The sequence below is a fragment of the Brevibacterium sanguinis genome (assembly GCF_039528855.1).
Taxonomy (GTDB): Bacteria; Actinomycetota; Actinomycetes; order Actinomycetales; family Brevibacteriaceae; genus Brevibacterium; species Brevibacterium sanguinis.
In genome coordinates this window covers 89,456-110,957 of sequence record NZ_BAAAMB010000003.1, presented here as the reverse complement: position 1 = coordinate 110,957, position 21,502 = coordinate 89,456, and the positions used below count along the sequence as shown (strand labels likewise).

19 protein-coding genes and 2 tRNA genes are annotated in these 21,502 nt (G+C 65.2%); 10 read left to right on the top strand and 11 right to left on the bottom strand.

The window, feature by feature from the left end:
• Window positions 1-6 precede the first annotated feature (6 nt).
• Entirely contained in the window at window positions 7-510 is a 504-nt protein-coding gene (locus tag ABD154_RS03030) for a MarR family winged helix-turn-helix transcriptional regulator (RefSeq protein ID WP_211978515.1), read from the bottom strand.
• Between the two features lie 92 nt (window positions 511-602).
• Between ABD154_RS03030 and ABD154_RS03025 the strand changes: the two genes are divergently transcribed.
• Window positions 603-1,388: an SDR family NAD(P)-dependent oxidoreductase gene (locus ABD154_RS03025; RefSeq protein ID WP_211978516.1), complete on the top strand. Its 786-nt coding sequence runs from the start codon at window positions 603-605 to the stop codon at window positions 1,386-1,388.
• Window positions 1,389-1,632: 244 nt separating this feature from the next.
• Here the strand turns inward: ABD154_RS03025 and ABD154_RS03020 are convergent, their stop codons facing one another.
• From ABD154_RS03020 to dnaA, 10 genes are all read right to left on the bottom strand, one after another.
• Entirely contained in the window at window positions 1,633-2,031 is a 399-nt protein-coding gene (locus tag ABD154_RS03020) for a VOC family protein (protein WP_211978517.1), read from the bottom strand.
• 283 nt (window positions 2,032-2,314) lie between these two features.
• Window positions 2,315-2,387, bottom strand: a tRNA-Ala gene (locus tag ABD154_RS03015).
• Between the two features lie 151 nt (window positions 2,388-2,538).
• Window positions 2,539-2,612: transfer RNA gene (locus ABD154_RS03010), tRNA-Ile, on the bottom strand.
• A 146-nt stretch (window positions 2,613-2,758) separates the two neighbouring features.
• Window positions 2,759-3,628, bottom strand: coding sequence for a DUF3566 domain-containing protein (locus ABD154_RS03005; protein WP_249120965.1), 870 nt, complete (start codon window positions 3,626-3,628; stop codon window positions 2,759-2,761).
• Window positions 3,625-6,273: a DNA gyrase subunit A gene (gyrA, locus tag ABD154_RS03000; RefSeq protein ID WP_211978518.1), complete on the bottom strand. Its 2,649-nt coding sequence runs from the start codon at window positions 6,271-6,273 to the stop codon at window positions 3,625-3,627. Before gyrA ends, ABD154_RS03005 begins: the two co-directional genes overlap by 4 nt.
• A 178-nt stretch (window positions 6,274-6,451) precedes the next feature.
• On the bottom strand, window positions 6,452-8,449 hold the full coding sequence (gene gyrB, locus ABD154_RS02995) for a DNA topoisomerase (ATP-hydrolyzing) subunit B (RefSeq protein WP_198500092.1): 1,998 nt from the start codon (window positions 8,447-8,449) through the stop codon (window positions 6,452-6,454).
• Window positions 8,450-8,639: 190 nt separating this feature from the next.
• Window positions 8,640-9,152: a DciA family protein gene (locus tag ABD154_RS02990; RefSeq protein ID WP_198500091.1), complete on the bottom strand. Its 513-nt coding sequence runs from the start codon at window positions 9,150-9,152 to the stop codon at window positions 8,640-8,642.
• Complete coding sequence (recF, locus tag ABD154_RS02985) at window positions 9,149-10,303, bottom strand: DNA replication/repair protein RecF (RefSeq protein ID WP_198500090.1); 1,155 nt, start codon at window positions 10,301-10,303, stop codon at window positions 9,149-9,151. The genes ABD154_RS02990 and recF overlap by 4 nt, the downstream gene beginning before the upstream one ends.
• On the bottom strand, window positions 10,304-11,443 hold the full coding sequence (gene dnaN, locus ABD154_RS02980) for a DNA polymerase III subunit beta (RefSeq protein WP_171006973.1): 1,140 nt from the start codon (window positions 11,441-11,443) through the stop codon (window positions 10,304-10,306).
• A gap of 527 nt (window positions 11,444-11,970) precedes the next feature.
• Window positions 11,971-13,629: a chromosomal replication initiator protein DnaA gene (gene dnaA, locus ABD154_RS02975; RefSeq protein ID WP_198500089.1), complete on the bottom strand. Its 1,659-nt coding sequence runs from the start codon at window positions 13,627-13,629 to the stop codon at window positions 11,971-11,973.
• A 405-nt stretch (window positions 13,630-14,034) separates the two neighbouring features.
• Here dnaA and rpmH point away from each other — a divergent pair, with 405 nt between their 5' ends.
• The 9 genes from rpmH (at window position 14,035) to ABD154_RS02930 (ending at window position 21,216) form a co-directional block, all read left to right on the top strand.
• Entirely contained in the window at window positions 14,035-14,172 is a 138-nt protein-coding gene (rpmH, locus tag ABD154_RS02970; protein ID WP_009376895.1) for a 50S ribosomal protein L34, read from the top strand.
• 3 nt (window positions 14,173-14,175) lie between these two features.
• On the top strand, window positions 14,176-14,553 hold the full coding sequence (gene rnpA / locus ABD154_RS02965) for a ribonuclease P protein component (RefSeq protein ID WP_198500088.1): 378 nt from the start codon (window positions 14,176-14,178) through the stop codon (window positions 14,551-14,553).
• Entirely contained in the window at window positions 14,525-14,896 is a 372-nt protein-coding gene (gene yidD / locus ABD154_RS02960) for a membrane protein insertion efficiency factor YidD (RefSeq protein ID WP_332839536.1), read from the top strand. The genes rnpA and yidD overlap by 29 nt, the downstream gene beginning before the upstream one ends.
• A 106-nt stretch (window positions 14,897-15,002) precedes the next feature.
• Window positions 15,003-15,959 (top strand): membrane protein insertase YidC, encoded by a 957-nt coding sequence (gene yidC / locus ABD154_RS02955; protein WP_198500087.1) that lies wholly within the window; start codon window positions 15,003-15,005, stop codon window positions 15,957-15,959.
• Between the two features lie 8 nt (window positions 15,960-15,967).
• Entirely contained in the window at window positions 15,968-16,489 is a 522-nt protein-coding gene (locus tag ABD154_RS02950) for a Jag family protein (RefSeq protein ID WP_198500086.1), read from the top strand.
• On the top strand, window positions 16,482-17,120 hold the full coding sequence (rsmG, locus tag ABD154_RS02945) for a 16S rRNA (guanine(527)-N(7))-methyltransferase RsmG (protein WP_198500085.1): 639 nt from the start codon (window positions 16,482-16,484) through the stop codon (window positions 17,118-17,120). Before ABD154_RS02950 ends, rsmG begins: the two co-directional genes overlap by 8 nt.
• Before the next feature lie 66 nt (window positions 17,121-17,186).
• On the top strand, window positions 17,187-18,083 hold the full coding sequence (locus ABD154_RS02940) for a ParA family protein (protein WP_140955427.1): 897 nt from the start codon (window positions 17,187-17,189) through the stop codon (window positions 18,081-18,083).
• Window positions 18,076-19,854, top strand: a complete 1,779-nt coding sequence (locus tag ABD154_RS02935) for a ParB/RepB/Spo0J family partition protein (RefSeq protein ID WP_332839535.1) — start codon at window positions 18,076-18,078, stop codon at window positions 19,852-19,854. Before ABD154_RS02940 ends, ABD154_RS02935 begins: the two co-directional genes overlap by 8 nt.
• 363 nt (window positions 19,855-20,217) lie before the next feature.
• Window positions 20,218-21,216: an IS481 family transposase gene (locus ABD154_RS02930; RefSeq protein ID WP_344250248.1), complete on the top strand. Its 999-nt coding sequence runs from the start codon at window positions 20,218-20,220 to the stop codon at window positions 21,214-21,216.
• Window positions 21,217-21,502 lie beyond the last annotated feature (286 nt).

Here is a 21,502-nt window from a genome sequence, read left to right as displayed (position 1 = left end):
CCGAACTCACTGTTTCGGACGCCAACCGGCACCCGCGTCGATGGCATCGGCGATTCTCAGGCTGGCGTCCCGGAGCGCCATCGCCTGATCGTCGCTGAGCGCATCGAAGACCAGACGACGGACCAGCTCGGCGTGGGCCGGAGACGCGTCGGAGACGATGTCGAGGCCGCTCTCAGTCAGTCGCGCAACGGTGACCCGACCGTCGTCGGGATCGGCGTTCCTGATTGCCAGCCCTCGCTTCTCAAGACGTGCGACTGCACGGGAGAGGCGAGAAAGAGTGCTGTTGGCAAACCGGGCCAAGGCACTCATTCGCAACGTGTGCCCGTCGGCTTCTGACAGGGCGAAGAGGATGCCGAACTCGAAGTGGCTGATCCCCCAGTTCTCCTGCAGCTGCGCATCGAGCACCGGCGGCAGCCATTCGAGCACTGTGGCCAGGGCCGACCAGGTCTCGAGCTGAGACCCCGAGAGGGGACCGCCGCGCTGCAGATCTGAGGATTCCTCGGAGGTCATCCGACCACAGTAGTCGATTACTTGACCAGGAAACCATTCGCGCTTAGTTTTTACTTGTCTGAGAAAGTAAATGAGCGGCAGGGAGTGCAACGATGAGTCTGCAGGGCAAAACTGTGTTCATCAGTGGGTCGACTCGTGGAATCGGCCATGCCATCGCTGTGGGGTGTGCGGCTGACGGCGCCGAGGTGATTGTGCACGGACGCACCGAACCGGCAGTCGACGCGGCCATCGATCGAATCCGTGCTGCGGTGCCCGGAGCGTCGATCAGCGGGTGTGCGGCCGATCTGGCCGTAAGCGTGGAGGTATCAGGGCTCCTCGACCGGCTCCGAGACCTCGGGGTCGACGTGCTCATCAACAACGCCGGGATCTTCGACGTCGCCGACTTCACGACGATCAACGATGATGAGTGGTCGCGGTATCTCACTGTCAACCTCATGGCCGGAGTGCGGCTGTCGAGGGCCCTCCTCGGCGGCATGCTCACGCGGAATTGGGGCCGAATCATCTTCATCGGAACCGAGTCGGCCGTCGATGTGCCCGCGGATATGATCCACTACGGAACGACCAAGGCCGCGGCGCTGGCACTGAGCAACGGACTCGCGAAACTCACCAAGGGCACTGCGGTGACCGTGAATACCGTTCTCGGTGGTCCGACCTATTCTGACGGGGTTTCCGCACGCATCGAGGAGATCGCGGCAGAACGGGAGATTTCGACCGAACAGCTGAAATCCGGCCTCGTGCGCCCGACGTCGCTGCTCGGACGCTTCATCGACCCGGAGGAAATCGCCGACGTGGTGGTCTTCCTCGCCGGTCGTCGTTCCTCAGCGATCAACGGAGCGGCGGTGCGAGTCGACGGCGGCGTCCTCACGACGCTGACGTGAGTGCACTCGCCATGCAACTCGTTCAACGCGCGGCGCAGGGAGCACCGTGTCCATCGCTGTCCGGATGCTCGATCAAGCGCTCGTGCGGATGAGTTGAGGCCGCACAGTGTGTCCGTCCCCGACGTGCGGCCTCCGCGGAGGCTGTATCCGGTACCGCCGGGCGGGGAAGCACCGAGGGAACAGACAGGAGCCGAGCAGCACCCGACGGTGAGCCTGTCGCGCGAACGCAACCTGGGCTGGGACCTCACTCCGGATCCGTCGCCACCCCGGATGCGTCGGCGCCAGCCGGTTCCCAGAGCTGGATGACGTTGTCTTCCGGGTCGGTGAGGATCGCGAACCTGCCGTTGGGATAGGTCTCCGGATCGACGTCCACCGCGATCCCGGCCTGCCGCAGCTGCGAAACCATCAGGTCGAGGTCGGCGACGCGGAAGTTCACCGACCAGGTCTTGGCCGGTCCACCGAAATGCTCCGAGTCCGCGGGCATGGCCGCGAACACGGTCGGGCCGGACTGCTGCCACCACGAGGGCGTGTCGTAGGTCTCGGGAGGTGCCTCGACTCCCAGATGCCGTTCGTACCAGGCGGTCAGCTCATCGGGCCGCTCAGCGCGAAAGAAGACCCCACCGATACCGGTCACACGTTCCATGCCCTCCTCGCTTCCGTCGTTGAGCTCTGGATGGTCCGCCGTTCGGGGCAGTCTGGTCTGGGCAGTCTAGTTCACTCCGGCTGTGTGTGACGCCCGAGACGGGTCGGAAGGAGACGAATCGTCTCTGCGGAACGGGATCCGGTATCGAGGATGACAGTCAGTATCGAGGACGGCAACAGTATCGAGAAGGGCTGGGGCAGCAGACACATCCCGGGCACGACGAAGGCCCCGAACCAGAGGTCCGGGGCCAACGCCTGCGAGTGCTGTCTCAATTGCTCTCGAGTGGAGGTAAGGGGACTCGAACCCCTAACCCTCTGCTTGCAAAGCAGATGCGCTACCAATTGCGCCATACCCCCAGGTGGGTTATCACCCTACACCGAGTCGGTGTGCTTTGACCATTCGGCCTGGGCACGCTGATTCGTGTGCCGCCACCGGAAGAACACCCCCAGCCCCACAAGGGTGAGACCGGAGAGAATCCACTTCTTCATGATCCTCCTCGAAAGGAAGTGGGCCTACCTGGACTTGAACCAGGGACCTCTTCGTTATCAGCGAAGCGCTCTAACCGCCTGAGCTATAGGCCCTTTTCGGGGTGAACCCGAAGTAAAAATATACCGAACGGCGCATCCCCTGCACAAATCCGCGCGCCGTGACACGCCTCACAGCGTGCCGGCGCGCGGATCCTGTGCTGCCGGACCGGTCAGTTCAGACCGGTCATTTGAGACTCAGCTCAGTCGTCGGTGAGCGTCAGGTGGAAGCCTCCGGCGATGAGGGAGCCGATGTTGTAGACGAAGGCCGCCAGCGTCGAGAGCGCAGTCATGAGGACGATGTTGATGACCGCGATGATGAAGCCCGCGGCGACGACCCGGCCGAAGCCGAAGATGCCGACGATCCGCTCAGCCGACTCCGCGCCGGCGAGCTCGGTCATCGTCGCCTCCAGGCCGCTCATCACGCCGGTGGCCTGGAGGACGATCCAGAGGACGACGAACGCGACGATCGTCGCGATGCCGATGGCCACGGACATGAGGAACGACATCTTCATGACCGACCACGGGTCGACGGCGGCGACGGTGAGGCGGACGGTCCGGGGACCCTTCCGCTTCTTCCCCTTGCCGTTGTCGACCATGTTCTTCACGCCCATCTTCACGCCGCCGGAGCTTGCGCGCACCGTGTTCGCGACGTTGCCCATCACCGAGGTGGCCGGACCGCTGCCGGTCCCGCCCGCGGTTTGGGAGGCGGTCGACTGGGAGTCAGCGGTCTGCGTGCTCGCCGAGGTGGCCGGGGCGGTGGGTGCCGATCCCGTCGACGGTGCGCGGCCGGGCTTGGGCGAGGCCTTCGGGGCCGGCGGAGCGACGACTGTGGCCTTCTCCGTCGCCGGGGCAGCGGACTTCTCCGCCTTCGCCGAGGTGCCGGTGCGCGGCGCAGAACCGCCGCGCCCGCTGTTCGACGATCCCGAGGAGCCCGAGCGGCCGGAACCGGAGGACCCGGACGAACCCGAGCTCGCAGCGGTCTCGCTCTTGCCGGAACCGGCGGTCAGACGGGTCGATCCGCTCGATGTGCGGATGATCTTGCCGGGTCCTGACTGCTTGTTGTCGCTCACTCTTCCACATCCTCGCTGCCGGTCTCGGGGTCCAGACCTTCAGGTTCTGCGCCGGCGGTGTCGGCACCATCGGTCGCAGCACCCTCGGGCTGGGCACCCTCGGTCTCGGGTGCCGCGGCCTGAGGAGCTGCGCCCTCGAGTGCCGGAACCTCGGCGTCGTCTTCGTCTTCCACTGCGGTTTCGGGTCCACGGGTTACTGCGATGATACGGTCATTCTTGCCCGGCTTCGCGAACACCACACCCATGGTGTTGCGTCCCTTCGCAGGAACCTCGTCGATATTCGATCGCACCACCTTACCGCGCTCCATGACGACGAGGACCTCTTCTCCCTCGTCGACGATGAGGCCTCCGACCAAGTCTCCGCGCTGCTCGGTGATCTTCGCAACTCGGATTCCCAGGCCGCCGCGGCCCTGGACGCGGTACTCGTCGACCGGGGTGCGCTTGGCGTAGCCGCCCTCGGTGACGACGAAGACGTACGTGCCCGGCTGGACGACGTCCATGGTGAGCAGCTCGTCGTCCTTGAACTTCATGCCGGTGACACCGCCGGTGACGCGGCCGAGCGGCCGGATCGAGTCGTCGTCGGCTGCGAAGCGGATCGACATGCCCTTGCGGGAGATCATGAGGAGGTGGTCCTCGGATCCGACGATGCGTGCGGAGACGAGTTCGTCCGGCTCCCCCTTGTATTCGCGCAGGTTGATGGCGATGACGCCGCCGGTGCGGTTCGAGTCGTACTCGCTCAGGCGGGTCTTCTTGACGACACCGGACTTCGTCGCGAGGACGAGGAACTCGGCTTCGTCGTAGTCGCGGATCGAGAGCACCTTCGCGATCGTCTCACCCGGCTGAAGTGCCAGGAGATTCGCAACGTGCTGTCCCTTGGAGTCCCGGGAACCCTCAGGGATCTCATAGGCTTTCGCGCGGTAGACGCGGCCGGTGTTCGTGAAGAAGAGGAGCCAGTTGTGCGTCGAGGTGACGAAGAACTGCTCGACGACGTCGTCGCCGCGCAGCTGAGCGCCCTTGATGCCCTTGCCCCCGCGATGCTGGGCGCGGTAGAGGGTCGACTGGGTGCGCTTGGCGTAGCCGCCGCGCGTGATCGTCACGACGACCTCCTCCTCGGGGATGAGGTCCTCCATCGACACGTCGCCGTCGAACCCGGCGAGGATCTTCGTGCGGCGGTCGTCGCCGAACCGGTCGACGACCTCGTCGAGCTCCTCGGAGACGATCTCACGCTGGCGCGCAGGCGTTTCGAGGATGTGGTTGTACTCGGCGATGAGGGCCTCGATCTTCTCCGACTCCTCCTGGATCTTCAGCCGCTCGAGGGCCGCGAGGCGACGCAGCTGGAGGTCGAGGATCGCGTTGGCCTGGAGTTCGTCGACCTCGAGGAGCTCCATCAGCCCGGTCCGCGCCTCGTCCGAGGACGGGGAGCGGCGGATCAGGGCGATGACCTCGTCGAGGGCGTCGAGGGCCTTGAGGTAGCCGCGCAGGATGTGGGCGCGCTCCTCGGCCTTGCGGAGGCGGAACTTCGTCCGGCGGACGATGACCTCGATCTGGTGCTTGACCCACAGGCGCAGGAACGAGTCGAGCGAGAGGGTGCGCGGCACGTTGTCGACGAGCGCGAGCATGTTCGCGGAGAAGTTCTCCTGCAGCGAGGTGTGCTTGTAGAGGTTGTTGAGCACGACCTTCGCGACGGCGTCGCGCTTGAGGACGATGACGAGGCGCTGGCCGGTGCGGCCCGAGGACTCGTCGCGGAGGTCGGCGATGCCGGCGACCTTGCCGTCCTTGACGTACGAGGCGATCTTCGCCGCGAGCGTGTCGGGGTTGACCATGTAGGGCAGCTCGGTGACGACGAGGCACGTGCGGCCCTGGATCTCCTCGACCTCGACGACGGCGCGCTGGGTGATCGATCCGCGGCCGGTCCGGTAGGCGTCCTCGATGCCCTTGTGGCCGAGGATCGTCGCCCCGAGCGGGAAGTCGGGACCCTTGACGATGCCGAGGAGGGCTTCGAGCGCCTCCTCCTTCGTCGCCTCGGGGTGGGAGAGGAGCCACTGGGCGCCGGCGGCGAGCTCGCGGAGGTTGTGCGGCGGGATGTTCGTCGCCATGCCCACCGCGATGCCCGCCGAGCCGTTGGCGAGCAGGTTGGGGAACCGGGAGGGCAGGACGACGGGCTCGAGGCTGCGGCCGTCGTAGTTCGGCTGGAAGTCGACGGTGTCCTCGTCGATGTCGCGGACCATCTCCATGGCCAGCGGCGCGAGCTTGCACTCCGTGTACCGCGGTGCTGCGGCCCCGTCGTCGCCGGGTGAGCCGAAATTGCCCTGTCCGGCGATGAGCGGGTAGCGCATCGTCCACGGCTGGACGAGGCGGACGAGGGCGTCGTAGATCGCGGAGTCGCCGTGCGGGTGGTACTGGCCCATGACGTCGCCGACGACGCGGGCGCACTTGGAGAAGTTGCGGTCGGGGCGGTACCCGCCGTCGTACATCGCGTAGAGGACGCGGCGGTGGACGGGCTTGAGTCCGTCGCTGACGTCGGGCAGCGCGCGCCCGACGATGACGCTCATCGCATAGTCGAGGTACGACTTCTGCATCTCGAGGTTGAGATCGACCTGTTCGACGCGGTTGATCTCGGTGGGGGTTTCAAAATCGTCAGCCAATGTGGGCTCTTCCCTTGTGTCGTGACCGTTCTTCTGGCCTCGGTGCCCTCTCCCTCAGCGGGAGCAGCGCTCCCGCCCGTGAAGGCGCGGGGTCCGTGGCGAACGGCGGCGGATGGAATGTGCGTGGCAGGAGTGCGGATCCGGCGCCGAGGTGGGGCATCCGGATCCGCATGCCGGCTCAGATGTCGAGGAAGCGGACGTCCTTCGCGTTCTCCTGGATGAAGCGGCGACGTGAGTCGACGTCGTCGCCCATGAGGACGGTGAAGATCTCGTCGGCGACGATCCCGTCGTCGAGGGTGACCTGCCGGAGCAGACGCGTGTCGGGATCCATCGTCGTCTCCCACAGCTCTTCGTAGTTCATCTCGCCGAGGCCCTTGTAGCGCTGGATCGCCTGTTCCTTGGGCAGCCGCTTGCCCTCGGCCTTGCCGGTGGCCAGCAGCGCGTCGCGCTCCTTGTCCGTGTAGGCGAACTGGTAGGGCGCGTTCGACCACTTGATCTTGTAGAGCGGCGGCATCGCGAGGTAGACGTAGCCGTGTTCGATGAGCGGCTTCATGTACCGGAAGATCAGGGTGAGCAGCAGCGTCGTGATGTGCTGGCCGTCGACGTCGGCGTCGGCCATGAGGATGATCTTGTGGTACCGGAGCTTGTCGAGGTCGAACTCCTCGCCGATGCCGGTGCCGAAGGCGGTGATCATCGCCTGGACCTCGTTGTTGCCGAGTGCCCGGTCGAGCCTGGCCTTCTCGACGTTGAGGATCTTGCCGCGCAGCGGCAGGATCGCCTGCGTGAACGGGTTGCGTCCCTGCACGGCCGAACCGCCGGCAGAGTCGCCCTCGACGATGAAGACCTCGGAGATGTTCGGGTCCTTCGACTGGCAGTCCTTGAGCTTGCCGGGCATGCCCGAGGACTCGAGGAGGCCCTTGCGCCGGGTCGCCTCACGGGCCTTGCGCGCGGCGAGTCGGGCCTGCGAGGCCTGCAGCGCCTTGCGCACGACGTCCTTGGCCTGGGCGGGGTTCGACTCGAGCCAGTGTCCGAGCTCGTCGCGGACGACGCGCTGGACGAAGCCCTTGACCTCGGAGTTGCCGAGCTTCGTCTTCGTCTGTCCCTCGAACTGCGGGTCGCCGACCTTGACGGAGATCACGGCGGTGAGGCCTTCGCGGATGTCATCGCCGGTGAGGTTGGGGTCCTTCTCCCGCAGCAGCTTCTGCTCGCGGGCGTAGCCGTTGATGAGCGAGGTCAGCGCGGTGCGGAAGCCCTCCTCGTGGGTGCCGCCCTCATGCGTGTTGATGACGTTGGCATACGTGTGGACCGACTCGCTGAAGGCCGTCGTCCACTGCATCGCGATCTCCAGGGAGAGCGTCTCGGAGGTCTCCTCGGCTTCGAAGACGATGATGTCGGGGTTGATGAGATCGACCTTCTTCGCCGAGTTGAGGTATTCGACGTAGTCGAGCAGCCCGTGATCGTACTGGTACGTGACCTCGCGCGGCTTTGCGTCGGCCTCTTCGTCCTCGTCGATCTGGACATTGTCGTCGTCGACCTGGGCGTGGCGCTCGTCGATGAGCCTGATCTTCAGACCCTTGTTGAGGAAGGCCATCTGCTGGAACCGCGCGCGCAGGTACTCGTAGGAGAAGTCGGTGGTCTCGAAGATCTCCGCATCGGGCCAGAAGGTGACGATCGTGCCGGTCCTGTCCGTCGGCTCCCCGCGCTGCAGCTCACCGGTGGGCACGCCCCGGCGGAAGTCCATCGTCCAGTGGTAGCCGTCGCGGAGGACCTCGACGTCGAGGCGCTCGGAGAGCGCGTTGACGACGGTCGAGCCGACGCCGTGGAGGCCGCCGGCGACCGCGTAGCCGCCACCGCCGAACTTGCCGCCGGCGTGGAGGATCGTGAGGATGACCTCGACGGTGGGCTTGTGCTCGGTCGGGTGCATCGCCACCGGCATTCCGCGGCCGTTGTCGGCCACGCGCACTCCGCCGTCGGCGAGGATCGTCACGTCGATGTCGTCGGCGTATCCGGCCATCGCCTCGTCGACGGAGTTGTCGACGATCTCCTGCACGAGGTGGTGGAGTCCGCGCTCCGAGGTCGACCCGATGTACATGCCAGGGCGTTTGCGGACCGCTTCGAGACCTTCAAGTACCGTGATGTCCCCGGCGTCGTAATGGGGCTGTTCCTCGGTCGTCATGTGACTCCTCGTGCAAATGGACGTTATCAGCTCACTATTCTACCGCGCACGGCTGACAAATGCCCGCAAGCGGCACAGAAACGTCCATATCGGGATTTTCGACCCGGCAGACGTACCCCCGGACGCAGACGGGTCCGATTATCGCCGCTACAGGCCTTCTGCTGATTCTGCCGACATCGCCGATCTCCCTCTATCCGAAGGTGTCGCGCGGACCGCGTCCGCGCACGCTGCGGCGGCCCTTCTTGAAGGTCCGCCCGGCCGGCCCGCGGATCTCGAGTTCGGTGATCGTCGAGGATCCCAGTCCCGCCTCGAGGGCCCGAAGGATCGTCGGACGCAGCACCCGCAGCTGCGTGGCCCAGGTCGTCGAGTCCGCGGCGATGACGAGCAGCGGCGGAGAGAAGTCGACGGGAGTGCAGTGGCGGGCGACCTGTTCGCCGACGAGGTCGGGCCAGCGCCCGAGCACCTTGCCGATGTCGATCGACGACGACCAGCCGCGGGAACTGATGAGTCCGCCGAGGACCGAGGAGATCGCCGTGGGATCGCGTCGGTCCTTGCCCGCCGAGGTGTACGTGACCTCCGCGCGGATGCGGGAGCGGCGGCGACTGCGGACGAATCGCGCCTCGGTCGCCTCCATCCGCCGCACCCGGTCGAGGGCTTCGAGGGCGGCGACCGGGGTCGCCTCGTCGCGTTGAATGCCGCTCATGAGGCGGGCTCCTCATCCGGGCCGTCGGTCCGGAGCATTGTCGACTGATCGATCCGCGCGCCATCGAGACCCGCGGGCAGGTCGGCGTCGACGGCGGCGGTGACGAGGACCTGCTCGGCCGCGGTGATCCGTGCCGCCAGCCGGTTGCGTCGCCCGGTGTCGAGTTCGGCGAAGACGTCGTCGAGGACGAGGATCGGCTGTTCGGCGGTCGATCCCGCGTCCGCGCTGAGGAGATCCCAGCCGGCGAGCTGCATCGCCAGGGCGAGCGACCACGTCTCACCGTGGGAGGCGTACCCTTTCGCCGGGTGCGAGCCGATCATCAGGGAGAGGTCGTCGCGTCCGGGGCCGTGGAGGGTGACTCCGCGGTCGATCTCCGTCGTCCGGCGCCGCTCGAGGGCGCCGAGGAGGAGTTCGCGGGCCTCGCTCGCCGAGGTGGTCTGCGAGTAGTCGATGCGCGAGTCGTAGGTCGCGCTCACTCCCTGCCTCTCCAGGCGGGCGTCGGCGGCGATGTAGGCGAAGTTCTCCTTGAGCGGGTCGACGATGTCGGCGAGCACCCTCTGCCGGCCGAAGACGAGTTCGGCGGCCGCCTCGGCGTAGGCCATGTTCCAGATGTCGAGGGTCGCCTCGAGTCCGGGATCGCGGTCCTCGCGGAGGCGCTTGAGGAGGGCGTTGCGCTGCTTGAGGGCACGCTCGAAGTCCGTGATCACCGAGGCGAAGCGCGGATTGCGGGCGACGACGAGGGTGTCGATCCACGACCGCCGCTCGGCCGGTTCGCCGCGCACGAGGGCGAGGTCCTCGGGAGCGAAGACGACGGCGGAGACGAGTCCGAGGATCTCCCTGATCCTCACGGGTGAGCGGTTGACCCGGGCGCGGTTGGCGCCTTTGGCCTGGATGGAGACTTCGACGGCGGCATGCCGCGTCCCGCGGTTGACGAGGGCGGAGACGGTGGCCGAGCTCGCCTCCTCGTGGACGAGTGGGGCGTCGAACGCCACCCGGTGGGAGCGCAGATGCGCGAGATACCCGATCGCCTCGACGATGTTCGTCTTGCCGGTGCCGTTGTCGGCGACGAAGGTGGTGACTCCGGGCCCGAACTCGAGGTCGAGCTCGGGATACGACCGGTAGTTACGCAGCGAGAGTCGGGATATCCACATTCAGATGCGCGTGGGCATGAGCAGGTAGCGATACGACTCATCGGCCGACGAGTCGAGGTCCTTCTGCCCGGAGATGATGACGGGCTTCATCGGCTGGGTGAAGGAGAAGTTGACGTAGGGGCTCTCGATCGCCGCGAGTCCCTCGGCGATGTAGTGCGGGTTGAAGCCCACGGTGATCGGCTCGCCCTGGAGCACGGCTTCGACGGCCTCGGAGGCCTGTGCGTCGTCGCCGGTGCCGGCGTGGAGGGTGAGCATGCCGTCACTGACCTCGAAGCGCAGCGGAGTGTTGCGCTCGGCGACGAGGGAGACGCGACGCACGGCTTCGCGCAGCACCGCGGTCTCGACGATCGCGTGGATCGGCACGGAGTCGGGGAAGAGCGAGCGGACCTTCGGGTACTCGCCCTCGACGAGCAGCGAGGTCGTCACCCGTCCCGCCGAGGTGAAGGAGATGAGGTCCTTGCCGGCATCCGTGCTCAGGCCGATCGTGACATCCCCGCCGAGGGACTTCGAGACATCGGAGAGCGTGCGGCCGCGCAGCAGGGCGACCGCGGAGACGTCGGGGCGACCCGGGTTCCACGTGAATTCGCGGACGGCGAGGCGGTAGCGGTCGGTGGCCAGCAGGGTGACCTTCTCGCCTTCGATCTCGACGCGGACGCTGGTGAGGATCGGCAGGGTGTCGTCCTTCGACGTGGCGATCGTGACCTGCGAGACGGCGTTCTGGAACTCCCCGGCGGAGACGGTGCCCGAATCGTCGGGGACCTGCGGCAGCGACGGGTATTCGGCCACGGGCATCGTCATCAGCGAGAAGCGCGAGGAACCGCACGTGACGTCGACCTTCGACCCGACCTGTTCGAGGGTGACCTCCTGGTTGGGCAGCGCCTTGGAGATGTCGGCGAGGAGTCGACCGGAGACGAGCACGGTGCCCGGGGAGACGACGTCGGCGGAGATCTCGACCCGGGAGGAGACTTCGTAGTCGAAGACGGCCAGGCGCACCGTGCCGCCGGTCTCGGCGGTGATGAGGATGCCGGTGAGGACGGGAGCGGAGGGCCGATTGGGGAGGGTCTTGGTCGCCCAGGTCACGGCGTCGGCGAGGACGTCACGATTGACTTTGAACTTCAGAGGGGTTGCTTCGGCGTTCACTTCACTCCTTCGGGAAATCACCCGATGTGCTCGCGACTGTGGCTTGACGGTGCTCGGAAAACTGTACACAGCCTAACCGATGATCCGATACCCGAGCGTGGTCGTCACGGCTGCCCGGACGATCGCCGAGGCGGTGCTCACCACCGCGGATCTCGGATCCGAGAATCATCGCCGAGGCGATGTTCGAATAGTCCTCAGCCTCCGGAGTGACCGCACGGTAGCCGAGCCGTCCGCCGAGCGCAGTCGATGGCGTCCGCCCTCCTATCCCCTTGAGTTGATACAGCAGAAGTATCAGCACCTGTGGAATCTGTGGACGACGGTCGGGGAGGTGCCGGAGATCAGGGGATCGCCGCCTCGGCGAGGGTGTGGATCGCCTGTGCACCGCAGGATGACCGGACGGGGAGGCCTGGGTAAGCACAGGCGTGTAGTTCACAGCGGTCCACGTGCTCGACGGCCTTCGTCCCCAGGGTTATCCCCATTGTGATCGGATTGTCCCCAGACTTATCCACAGGTGTGCATAGCGTCTTCTATAGGCGGTGCTGTTGTTTGATGCGGTTTGTGAGTTCGGTGACCTGGGTGTAGACGGCCCGTCGCTCGGCCATCTGCGTTCGAATCTTCTTGTTCGCATGCATGACCGTCGTGTGGTCGCGGCCGCCGAAGGCCTGGCCGATCTTCGGCAGCGACAGATCCGTGAGCTCCCGGCACAGGTACATCGCGATCTGCCGCGCCGTCGTCAGCGTCCGGGAGCGCGAGGTGCCGCAGAGGTCGTCGAGGGTGAGGCTGAAGTAGGCGGCCGTCTGGCCCATGATGTCGGCAGCGGTGATCGCCGGGGTGTCGTCCTGGGTGATGAAGTCCTTGAGCACCGTTTCGGCGAGCGAGACGTCGACCTGCTGATCATTGAGGTTGGCGAAGGCGGTGACGCGGATGAGGGCGCCCTCGAGTTCGCGGATGTTCGACGAGACCCGGGAGGCGATGTACTCGAGCACCTCGTCGGGGACGTCGAGCTGCTCGCCGGCGGCCTTGCGCCGCAGGATCGCGAAGCGGGTCTCCATGTCCGGGGGCTGGACGTCGGTGAGCAGGCCCCATTCGAAGCGAGAGCGCAGCCGCTCCTCGAAGCCCTTGAGCATCTTCGGCGGCTGGTCGGAGGTGATGACGACCTGCTTGGCCTCGTTGTGCAGGGCGTTGAAGGTGTGGAAGAACTCCTCGACGGTGGCGTCCTTGCCCTGGAGGAACTGGATGTCGTCGATCATGAGGATGTCGACCTCGCGGTACCGCCGCTGGAAGGCGGGACGGAGCGCGTTCGACGTCCGTGATGAGCCGATCGTGTTGATGAAGTCGTTGACGAACTCTTCGCTCGACACGTACTTGACGCGGATCTCGGGGAAGAGCTGCGTCGCGTAGAACCCGATCGCGTGGAGGAGATGGGTCTTGCCGAGTCCCGAGTCCCCGTAGATGAAGAGCGGGTTGTACGCCTTCGCCGGTGCCTCGGCGACGGCGAAGGCGGCGGCGTGGGCGAAGCGGTTCGAGGCGCCGATGACGAAGGTGTCGAACGTGTACTTCGGGTTGAGCTGGGCGACGCCGGGAACGTCGACGGGCGGAGCCGGGGCAGCGGTCGCCTCGGCGATCTCCGCTTCCCGCATCCCCGTCACGCCCGGCGCCGCCTCGGGGAGAGGGGCCGCGGTCTCCGGGCGGGGGGTGGCGGTCTCGGGTCGGTCCGCCGGGGTCGGGGCGGGCTCGGCCACCGGAGTCTCCACCGGGGCCGGGGCGGAGTGCTCGTGAGCAGGAGCCGTGGCGGTCTGGCCGGCGGGTGCCGAGGCGGTCGTCGATCCCTGGCCGGCCGGCGTCGTGCCGGTGGTCGGCGCGGAGGCGACGTAGTCGGTCTCGTCGATGAGCTCCTCGAAGCGGATCGGGACGTCGAGTTCGGGATCGACGACGAACCCGAAGGTCACGTCGAAGCCGATGACCCGAGAGAATTCCCTGGTCAGAGGTTCTCGGAGGCGGGTCTCGATGGTGCGTCGGGAATGCTCGTCGCGGACGGCGAGGAGGACGAGGGCATTGTCGACGATCGCCTTGGGCAGCGCGAGGTAGAGGAAGCTCTTCTGATGCTTCGTGAGGTCGGCGTCCTGATCCAGGTTGGAGACCACCGTTCGCCATTGGCTGATGAGCTCGTTCTTGGAATTCGACACCGTCGATCCTCTCTGTTGTCGTTCGCGGTCGTCCCACAGTCCACACCTGTGCATGACTTCCACACAGTTTTCCACAGTTTGTGGAGGACTGACGAGTCGACCGGGCAATCCTCCACACGGGTGGATAAGCGTGTGGAAAACTACATGATTGTGACTTGTGGAAGACGGCAGTCGACGCGGAGATGAACGTGAGTGAATGGGCCGAGACGGTGACGTGAAACATGATCGGCCGGTTTGACCGGCCTCTCCGGCCTTGGCTAAGATGGAGTGTCCTGTGTACCGGGCTGCATCCGATTCTGTTCTAGCTCTTATGCACAGGAGTGCTCGGCGGTCGAGACTCGCACCGCCGTTTTTTGTGAGAACGCGTCAGGCGTTCACCCGCAACCCAGAAATCGGAGACCTCAAGTGAGCAAGCGTACTTTCCAGCCGAACAACCGCAAGCGTGCCAAGAAGCACGGCTTCCGCCTGCGCATGCGGACCCGTGCCGGTCGCGCCATCCTGGCTTCGCGTCGTCGCAAGGGACGTTCCGAAGTCTCGGCCTGACCTTTGATCCCGGATGCGCACCGGCTCCGGCGCGGCGAGGACTTCAGACGAGTCTTCAGAGCCGGCGTTCGGGTGCGCTCGGACCACCTCATGGCGCACAGCCTGTCAGAGGCAGATGATTCCCACGCCCCGCGCGTGGGTTTCATCGTATCCAAGGCCGTCGGCAACGCGGTCAAGCGCAACAAGGTGAAGCGCCGGCTGCGGGAGATCATGCACCCGAGGCTGGCGGAGATGGAGACCGGCAGCCTGTTCGTCATCCGAGCACTGCCCAATGCCACCGAGGCGGCCTTCGCCGACCTCGAGACCGAAGTGGGCGTGCTCATCGAGAAGGCCCGGAAGAAGCAGCAGAATCGTGGACGCCGAACACGACCTCAGACATGAGTCGGAGGTGCCGCGCCGCCCGGCCGGATTCTGGCCGGGGGTGTGGTGGTTCCTGCGCATCGCGCCCCGGATGCCCTTCGTCTGGTTCATCCGGGCGTATCGGATCGTCGTCTCCCCGCTCTACGGACAAGTCTGCCGGTACTATCCGAGCTGCTCGATGTACGGGCTCGAGGCCTTCGAGATACACGGAGTTCTCAAGGGAATGGTGTTAACTGGATGGCGGATACTGCGGTGCAATCCGTTCTCCCACGGCGGGGTCGATCACGTTCCCGGCTCCGCTCGCGAAGCTCGGTCTGCGGCGATGAGGACCACCGGCTCCGGACACGGGCAGGAGCGCTCGTGATCGCCCGTCCCGCGCGGGACGCACCGGTCCGCGCCCATGTCGCGACCGACTGACAACAATGGCACAATGAACGACGCGCACGAGTCGTTGTAACGAGGAGAACTGAATGGACTGGATCGACAGCTTGCTCTACCCCCTGCAGTGGGTAGTGGCATGGATCCTCGCGATCTTCCACGACATCTTCACCGCACTCGGACTCCCCGCCGCGAACGGCTGGACGTGGGTCCTCTCGATCGCCGGCCTCACCGTCGTCATCCGTGCTCTCCTCATTCCGCTCTTCGTCTACCAGATCCGCGCCCAGCGCAAGATGCAGCTCCTCCAGCCCGAGATCCAGCGGCTGCAGGCGAAGTACAAGGGCAAGAAGGACCAGTACTCCCGCCAGGCCATGGCCGAAGAGCAGATGAGCCTCTTCCGCGACAACAAGACGAGCCCGTGGGCGTCGTGTCTGCCGCTGCTCGTGCAGATGCCGATCTTCTTCTCGCTCTTCCGCGTCATCCACAACATGCAGGCCGTGGCCGAAGGCCGCATCGACGCGATCGGCGGTCTCACCCAGGAGCTCGCACAGCAGGCCGAGGAGTCCTCCGTCTTCGGCGTCTCGCTGTCGGCGACCTTCATGGATCCGGGCATCACCGTCAAGGTGCTCACCGCGGTCCTCATCATCATCATGGCTGCGACGATGTTCATCACGCAGAAGCAGATGATGGCGAAGAACATGTCGGAGGCCGCGATGGCCAACCCGATGATGCAGTCGCAGAAGATGCTCCTCTACATCATGCCGGTGGTCTTCGGCATCGGCGGCATCTACTTCCCGCTCGGTGTGCTCTTCTACTGGCTCGTGTCGAACACGTGGACGATGGTCCAGCAGCACATGGTCATCAGGAACATGCCCGCACCGGGGTCGAAGGCGGAGAAGGAGATGCTCGAGCGCAAGGCGCGCAAGGGCAAGACCGTTCCGCAGGCAGAGGTCAAAGGCGCCGCTGTCCCTGCCGAGGAGGCTCCGAAGTCGTCCGGGCAGCGTCAGCAGCCTGTGAGTAAGAACCGCAAGAAGAACAAGAAGCGCTGAGGTAGGACATGTCAGAAGAAGTCATCGACGACAAGGCTGCGAAGCCCACCCGTGCCGAGCTCCTCGAGGAAGAGGGCGAGATCGCGGCGGATTATCTCGAAGAGCTCATGGACATCGCCGACATCGACGGTGACATCGACATCGATGTCGCCGACGGGCGTGCGCAGCTGTCCATCGTGTGCGAGGACGAGGACGACTCGAACCTGCGCACTCTCGTGGGTCGCGACGGCAAGACGCTCGGCGCTCTGCAGGAGCTCTGCCGACTCGCTGTGCAGACGAGCACGGGTCAGCGTTCATGGCTCATGCTCGACATCGACGGCTACCGGTCGAACCGCCGTGATGAGCTCATCGACAAGGCCGAGGCCGCGATCGAACAGGTCAAGGAGTCCGGCGAGGAGTTCGCGTTCAAGGCGATGAACAGCTTCGAGCGCAAGATCATCCACGACCAGGTCGCCAAGGCCGGTCTGGTGTCGGAATCCGAAGGCGAAGGCGAGGGCCGCCACGTCGTCGTCCGCCCCGCAGATGACTGATCTCTCCGCGCTCGAGGTTCCCCCGGCGGGAACCGAGGAGTACTTCGGTGAGGCGTTCCCGCTGGCCCAGCGCTACGCGGAGCATCTGGCGACCACGGGCATCGAGTGGGGTCTCATCGGACCGCGGGAGATCGACCGACTGTGGACGCGGCACATCCTCAACTGTGCGGTCGTCGCTGAATTCGTGTCCTCCGACGACGTCGTCGGGGATGTGGGCAGCGGAGCCGGACTGCCCGGGATTCCGATCGCGCTCATGCGCCCGGAGGCGAAGGTCGTGCTCATCGAGCCCATGGAGCGCCGAGTCGAGTGGCTGAAGATGGTCGTCGACGATCTCGGTCTGAGCAACGTCCGGATCGTCAGGGCCCGAGTCGAGGACCTCGTCGACGAGGAGATGTTCAGCGTCGTCACTGCGCGGGCCGTCAAGGCGATGACGACACTCGTCGAGTGGACGCACGACGTCATCGGGCCCGAGGGCCGGATCCTCGCGCTTAAGGGTGAGTCGGTCGAGGGTGAGCTCGTCAAAGCGAAGAAGCTGCTCAAGCGCTACCGCTTCGGGCAGCCGACGATCCACGTCGTGGACGGCGGAATCCTCGAGGTTCCCAGTCGTGTCGTGGAAATAGCGAAGAAATAGAACGAACCAAATGTGGTCTAGGCTGTCAGTAGCTTTGTGAACCCGATGGATGATGGAGTGCGCCGAATGCCGATCATGGACGAGTCGTCTCCGATAGGTGCCGCGATCGCTCGCGACAATCGTCGTGCCGACCGCCTTGCGCAGGTCAGTTTTCCCAAGCCGGATTCCACTCGCATCTTCACGATCGCCAATCAGAAGGGCGGTGTGGGGAAGACGACGACGGCGGTGAATATCGCCGGAGCGCTCGCGAAGCAGAACCTCAACGTCCTCGTCATCGACATCGATCCGCAGGGCAACGCGAGCACGGCGCTCGGCATCGATCACTACTCCGATGTCACGAGCATCTACGATGTGCTCATCGATGATGTGCCGATGCGCGACGCCGTCGCGCAGGCGCCGGACTTCGACACTCTCGTCTGTGTGCCGGCGACGATCGATCTCGCCGGCGCGGAGATCGAACTCGTGTCCCTCGTCGCCCGTGAGCAGCGTCTGCAGCGTTCGCTCGGTCTCTACCTCGAGGAGCGGGCGGCTGCCGGTGATCGGGTCGACTACGTCATCATCGACTGCCCGCCGAGCCTCGGACTGCTCACCGTCAATGCCTTCGTCTCGGCCCGTGAGGTTCTCATCCCCATCCAGTGCGAGTACTACGCGCTCGAGGGGCTGAGCCAGCTGCTCAAGAACATCCAGCTCATCCAGAAGCATCTCAATCCGCAGCTGTCGGTCTCGACGATCCTGTTGACGATGTACGACGGTCGCACGAACCTCAGCGCCCAGGTGGCCGAGGATGTGCGGACCCACTTCCCGGAGCAGGTGCTCGGCACGGCGATTCCGCGGTCTGTGCGGATCTCTGAGGCACCGAGCTACGGTCAGACTGTCATCACCTATGATCCCCATTCCAGCGGCGCTCTGTCCTACCTGGAAGCTGCTGAAGAGATCGCGAACCGAGGAGTGGAACGTGGCTGAACGCAAGAAGCGCGGGTTGGGACGGGGTCTCGGCGCGCTCATCCCCGACGCTGCGACGAGTGATCGTCCCGTCGATGTCTTCTTCTCCGGCGGCAGTGCCGAGGAGCAGTCGCGCGGTTCAGCCCCGGCCGAGGACTCGAAGTCGACCCGGACCCGGCGGACCGACCCTGCGGCGTCGATGCAGTCGTCACGTCGTCGCAAGCCGAAGGCGGACGCCACGGAGACCTCTTCCGCGGGTGGATCCCGGAAGGGCGGCACCAAGGCGTCTGCGGCCACAACGAGCGCGGCGAAGGGCGCTGCGAAAGCTGGGACTGCGGCCGAATCGGGCACGGGCGCCACGGTCGGCACCTCTGCGAAATCAGGTGCAGCGAAGTCGGCGTCGAAGTCGAGCGGTGCGAAGACGGGCGGAGCGAAGACCGAGTCGACGGCGAAGTCCTCTTCGGCCAAGTCGTCGACCCGAAAGGCGTCGACAGCGAAATCATCGGGCGCCAAGACCGGCACTGCGAAGACTGCCACTCCGAAGACCGCGACCAGCAAGGTGCCGGCGTCCGCGGACAAGCGGACCGCGGTCAAGCCTGCTCCTGTCTCCGACTCCGCAAACGATGAATCGGCTGTAGTCGACGAGCAGACGACTGTACCGTCGGTCGCGCCTGACGATGTTGCCGGTTCGAGCGCGAGTTCTGCGTCGGTTGAGAGCTCTGCGTCCATCGGCGATTCTCGGTCGATCGACGACGTTGAGACGGCTGATGATGTCCGTGAGCAGCACCCCGGGGTCTACACCTCGAAGGGCGGTTCGCTCGACGATGACGACGCCGATGTGGACGCCACCGAACCGGTGGATGAGACCATTGACCAGAGTGAGAAGCAGGTCGAAGCCACTGACACTACTGAAGTAGTGAACTCCACGGGTGGCTCCTCGAACGACGGCCCCGAGTTCGACGACGGACCCGGTATGGATTCGATCCCCGACACCGCGTTCGGCGAGATCGAGGTTGAACTCATCGACCCGAACCCTCGTCAGCCGAGGACGGTCTTCGATGAGGATCAACTCGCTGAACTCGTTCACAGCATCCGTGAGATCGGCGTTCTCCAGCCGGTTGTCGTCCGACGCAAGCCGGGCGCTGACGAGCGTTACGAGCTCATCATGGGTGAGCGTCGCCTGCGAGCGACGAAGGAAGCCGGCCTCGCCACGATTCCCGCGATCGTCCGTTTCGTCGATGACACCGATCTGCTCCGTGATGCCCTGCTTGAGAACCTCCATCGCGCTGAACTCAATCCGCTTGAAGAGGCTGCAGCTTATGGACAGCTGCTCGAGGACTTCAACTGCACCCAGGAGGAGCTGTCGGAGCGTATCGGTCGGTCGCGTCCGCAGATCTCCAACACCCTGCGTCTGCTTCGTCTGCCCCCGCTCGTTCAGCGTCGCGTGGCGGCCGGCGTGATCTCCGCCGGCCACGCTCGGGCGATTCTCGGGCTCAAGGATCCCGAGCAGATGGAAGTCCTCGCGCAGCGCATCGTCGCAGAGGGACTGTCCGTTCGGGCGTCCGAGGAAGCCGTCGTCCTCCTCAATCGTGGGGACTCCGTGAATGTTTCACGTGCAACGTCACGAGTCGCGCCTGAGTTCATCGAGGTCGCCGAACGACTCGGCGACCGTCTCGACACGAAGGTCAACATCACGGTCGGCAAGCGCAAGGGCAAGCTGAGCGTCGAGTTCGCCAACCAGGAGGATCTCGATCGAATCCTGTCGCTGCTTGGCGTGAAGTCCACCGAGTAGTCGCCCGTTCTCTTCTCCGCTGACCTTCTCGTTGCCCCCTCCGCTGGTTGTGGGCATGCGATCGTGCATCCGCCCTGTTGTGAACGAGTCACATCAGTCGGAGCACCCAGAGCTGACTGAGTTGAGCTGATTTCCCCGTGTGGATAGGCGAATCCTTCGCAAGCTGGACGGTTTGAATGGCGCCATTCCCGCTGGTTTCACGTGAAACATCAGCAAGCAGAGGTCGATTGGCCCGCTAGCTGTACTGCCCAGGCAGGTTGGTTGAATTCTTGCGACGACACGATCTGAATTGATGGGATGACGAAGGCCCCCTGATGTGGAGTGGAGCTGTCTAAGAAACCGCTTCACAAACAGGAGGCCTTCGTGTCCCACGCTAATGCAGCATTGACCCCAAAAGCACGTCTGAAGATTGCCCGTCTCATCGTCGACGAGGGCTGGAGTGTCTCCACCGCGGCGAAGCAGTACATGGTCTCCTGGCCCACGGCCAAACGATGGGCGGACCGTTACCGCGCCCACGGTGAGGACGGCATGGCCGACAAGCCCAGCCGGCCACGCTCGAGCCCGAACCGCACCCCGCAGGCCATGGTGAAGAAGATCGTGGCCTTGCGCTGGCGCAAGCGCATGGGCCCGGTCCAGATCGCCTTCCACCTGGGCCTGGCCGCCTCGACGGTGCATGCGGTGCTGGTGCGGTGCCGGATCAACCGGCTGCGCTACATCGACAGGATCACCGGCGAGCCGATCCGCCGCTATGAACACTCGTATCCCGGGGCGATGATCCACGTGGACGTCACCAAGTTCGGCAATGTCCCCGATGGCGGCGGACATCGGTTCCTGGGCCGGCAGGCCGGGGAACAGAACTCACGGGCGACGGCGAACCGCACCGGCCAGCGCACTTCCAGCGGGCATCCGAGGCTGGGTACCGCGTTCGTGCACACCGTGATCGATGACCACTCAAGGATCGCCTACGCGGAGATCCACAACGACGAGAAGGCCCTCACGGCCATCGCCGTGCTCGAGCGGGCCGTGGCCTGGTTCGCGGCCCGGGACGTGGAGGTGGAGCGCGTTTTGAGCGATAACGGCTCCGCCTATCGCTCGCACGCCTGGCGTGATGCCTGCACCGACCTGGGCATCAAGCACAAGCGGACCCGGCCCTACCGGCCCCAGACCAACGGCAAAATCGAGCGCTTCCACCGGACCTTGAACGACGGATGGGCCTACGCCAGGCTCTATGGCAGCGAGACCGCGCGCCGCGAGGCCCTACCGGCATGGATCCATGAGTACAATCATCATCGGCCCCACACCGCCATCGGGAACCAGCCACCCATCAGCCGCTTAACCAACGTCGCTGGGCAGTACAGCTAGCGGGGCCTTGGTGCGATTCGTGAGTGAAACGATACTGTTCAATCAATGAGTTCGTGTTCGGTTGCCGTCAGTTCGGGGTTGAAGTCGTCGTCGGGTATATCCAGAAGCTCTCCTTCGCCCGTTCGTCGAATGTGTCTGAACCGTTGCTGGTACGACGTCCCCAGACGATTCCGTTCGTCGTGGCTGCGGTCTGCAGGCTCGGTGGAATGGCTGAACTCCATGGAACGGCTGATCTCCGTGGGTGATCGGCCCTTATTTGATGGGTTTCACGTGAAACGGAACGGCA

Excerpts from the sequence above, each read along its gene's own strand:
- recF (WP_198500090.1), bottom strand. The coding sequence starts at position 10,303 with ATGTGGATATCCCGACTCTCGCTGCGTAACTACCGGTCGTATCCCGAG.
- ABD154_RS02950 (WP_198500086.1), top strand. The coding sequence starts at position 15,968 with ATGTCAGAAGAAGTCATCGACGACAAGGCTGCGAAGCCCACCCGTGCC.
- ABD154_RS02990 (WP_198500091.1), bottom strand. The coding sequence starts at position 9,152 with ATGAGCGGCATTCAACGCGACGAGGCGACCCCGGTCGCCGCCCTCGAA.
- gyrB (WP_198500092.1), bottom strand. The coding sequence starts at position 8,449 with ATGACGACCGAGGAACAGCCCCATTACGACGCCGGGGACATCACGGTA.
- ABD154_RS02940 (WP_140955427.1), top strand. The coding sequence starts at position 17,187 with ATGCCGATCATGGACGAGTCGTCTCCGATAGGTGCCGCGATCGCTCGC.
- ABD154_RS03020 (WP_211978517.1), bottom strand. The coding sequence starts at position 2,031 with ATGGAACGTGTGACCGGTATCGGTGGGGTCTTCTTTCGCGCTGAGCGG.
- rsmG (WP_198500085.1), top strand. The coding sequence starts at position 16,482 with ATGACTGATCTCTCCGCGCTCGAGGTTCCCCCGGCGGGAACCGAGGAG.
- yidC (WP_198500087.1), top strand. The coding sequence starts at position 15,003 with ATGGACTGGATCGACAGCTTGCTCTACCCCCTGCAGTGGGTAGTGGCA.
- ABD154_RS03030 (WP_211978515.1), bottom strand. The coding sequence starts at position 510 with ATGACCTCCGAGGAATCCTCAGATCTGCAGCGCGGCGGTCCCCTCTCG.
- ABD154_RS03025 (WP_211978516.1), top strand. The coding sequence starts at position 603 with ATGAGTCTGCAGGGCAAAACTGTGTTCATCAGTGGGTCGACTCGTGGA.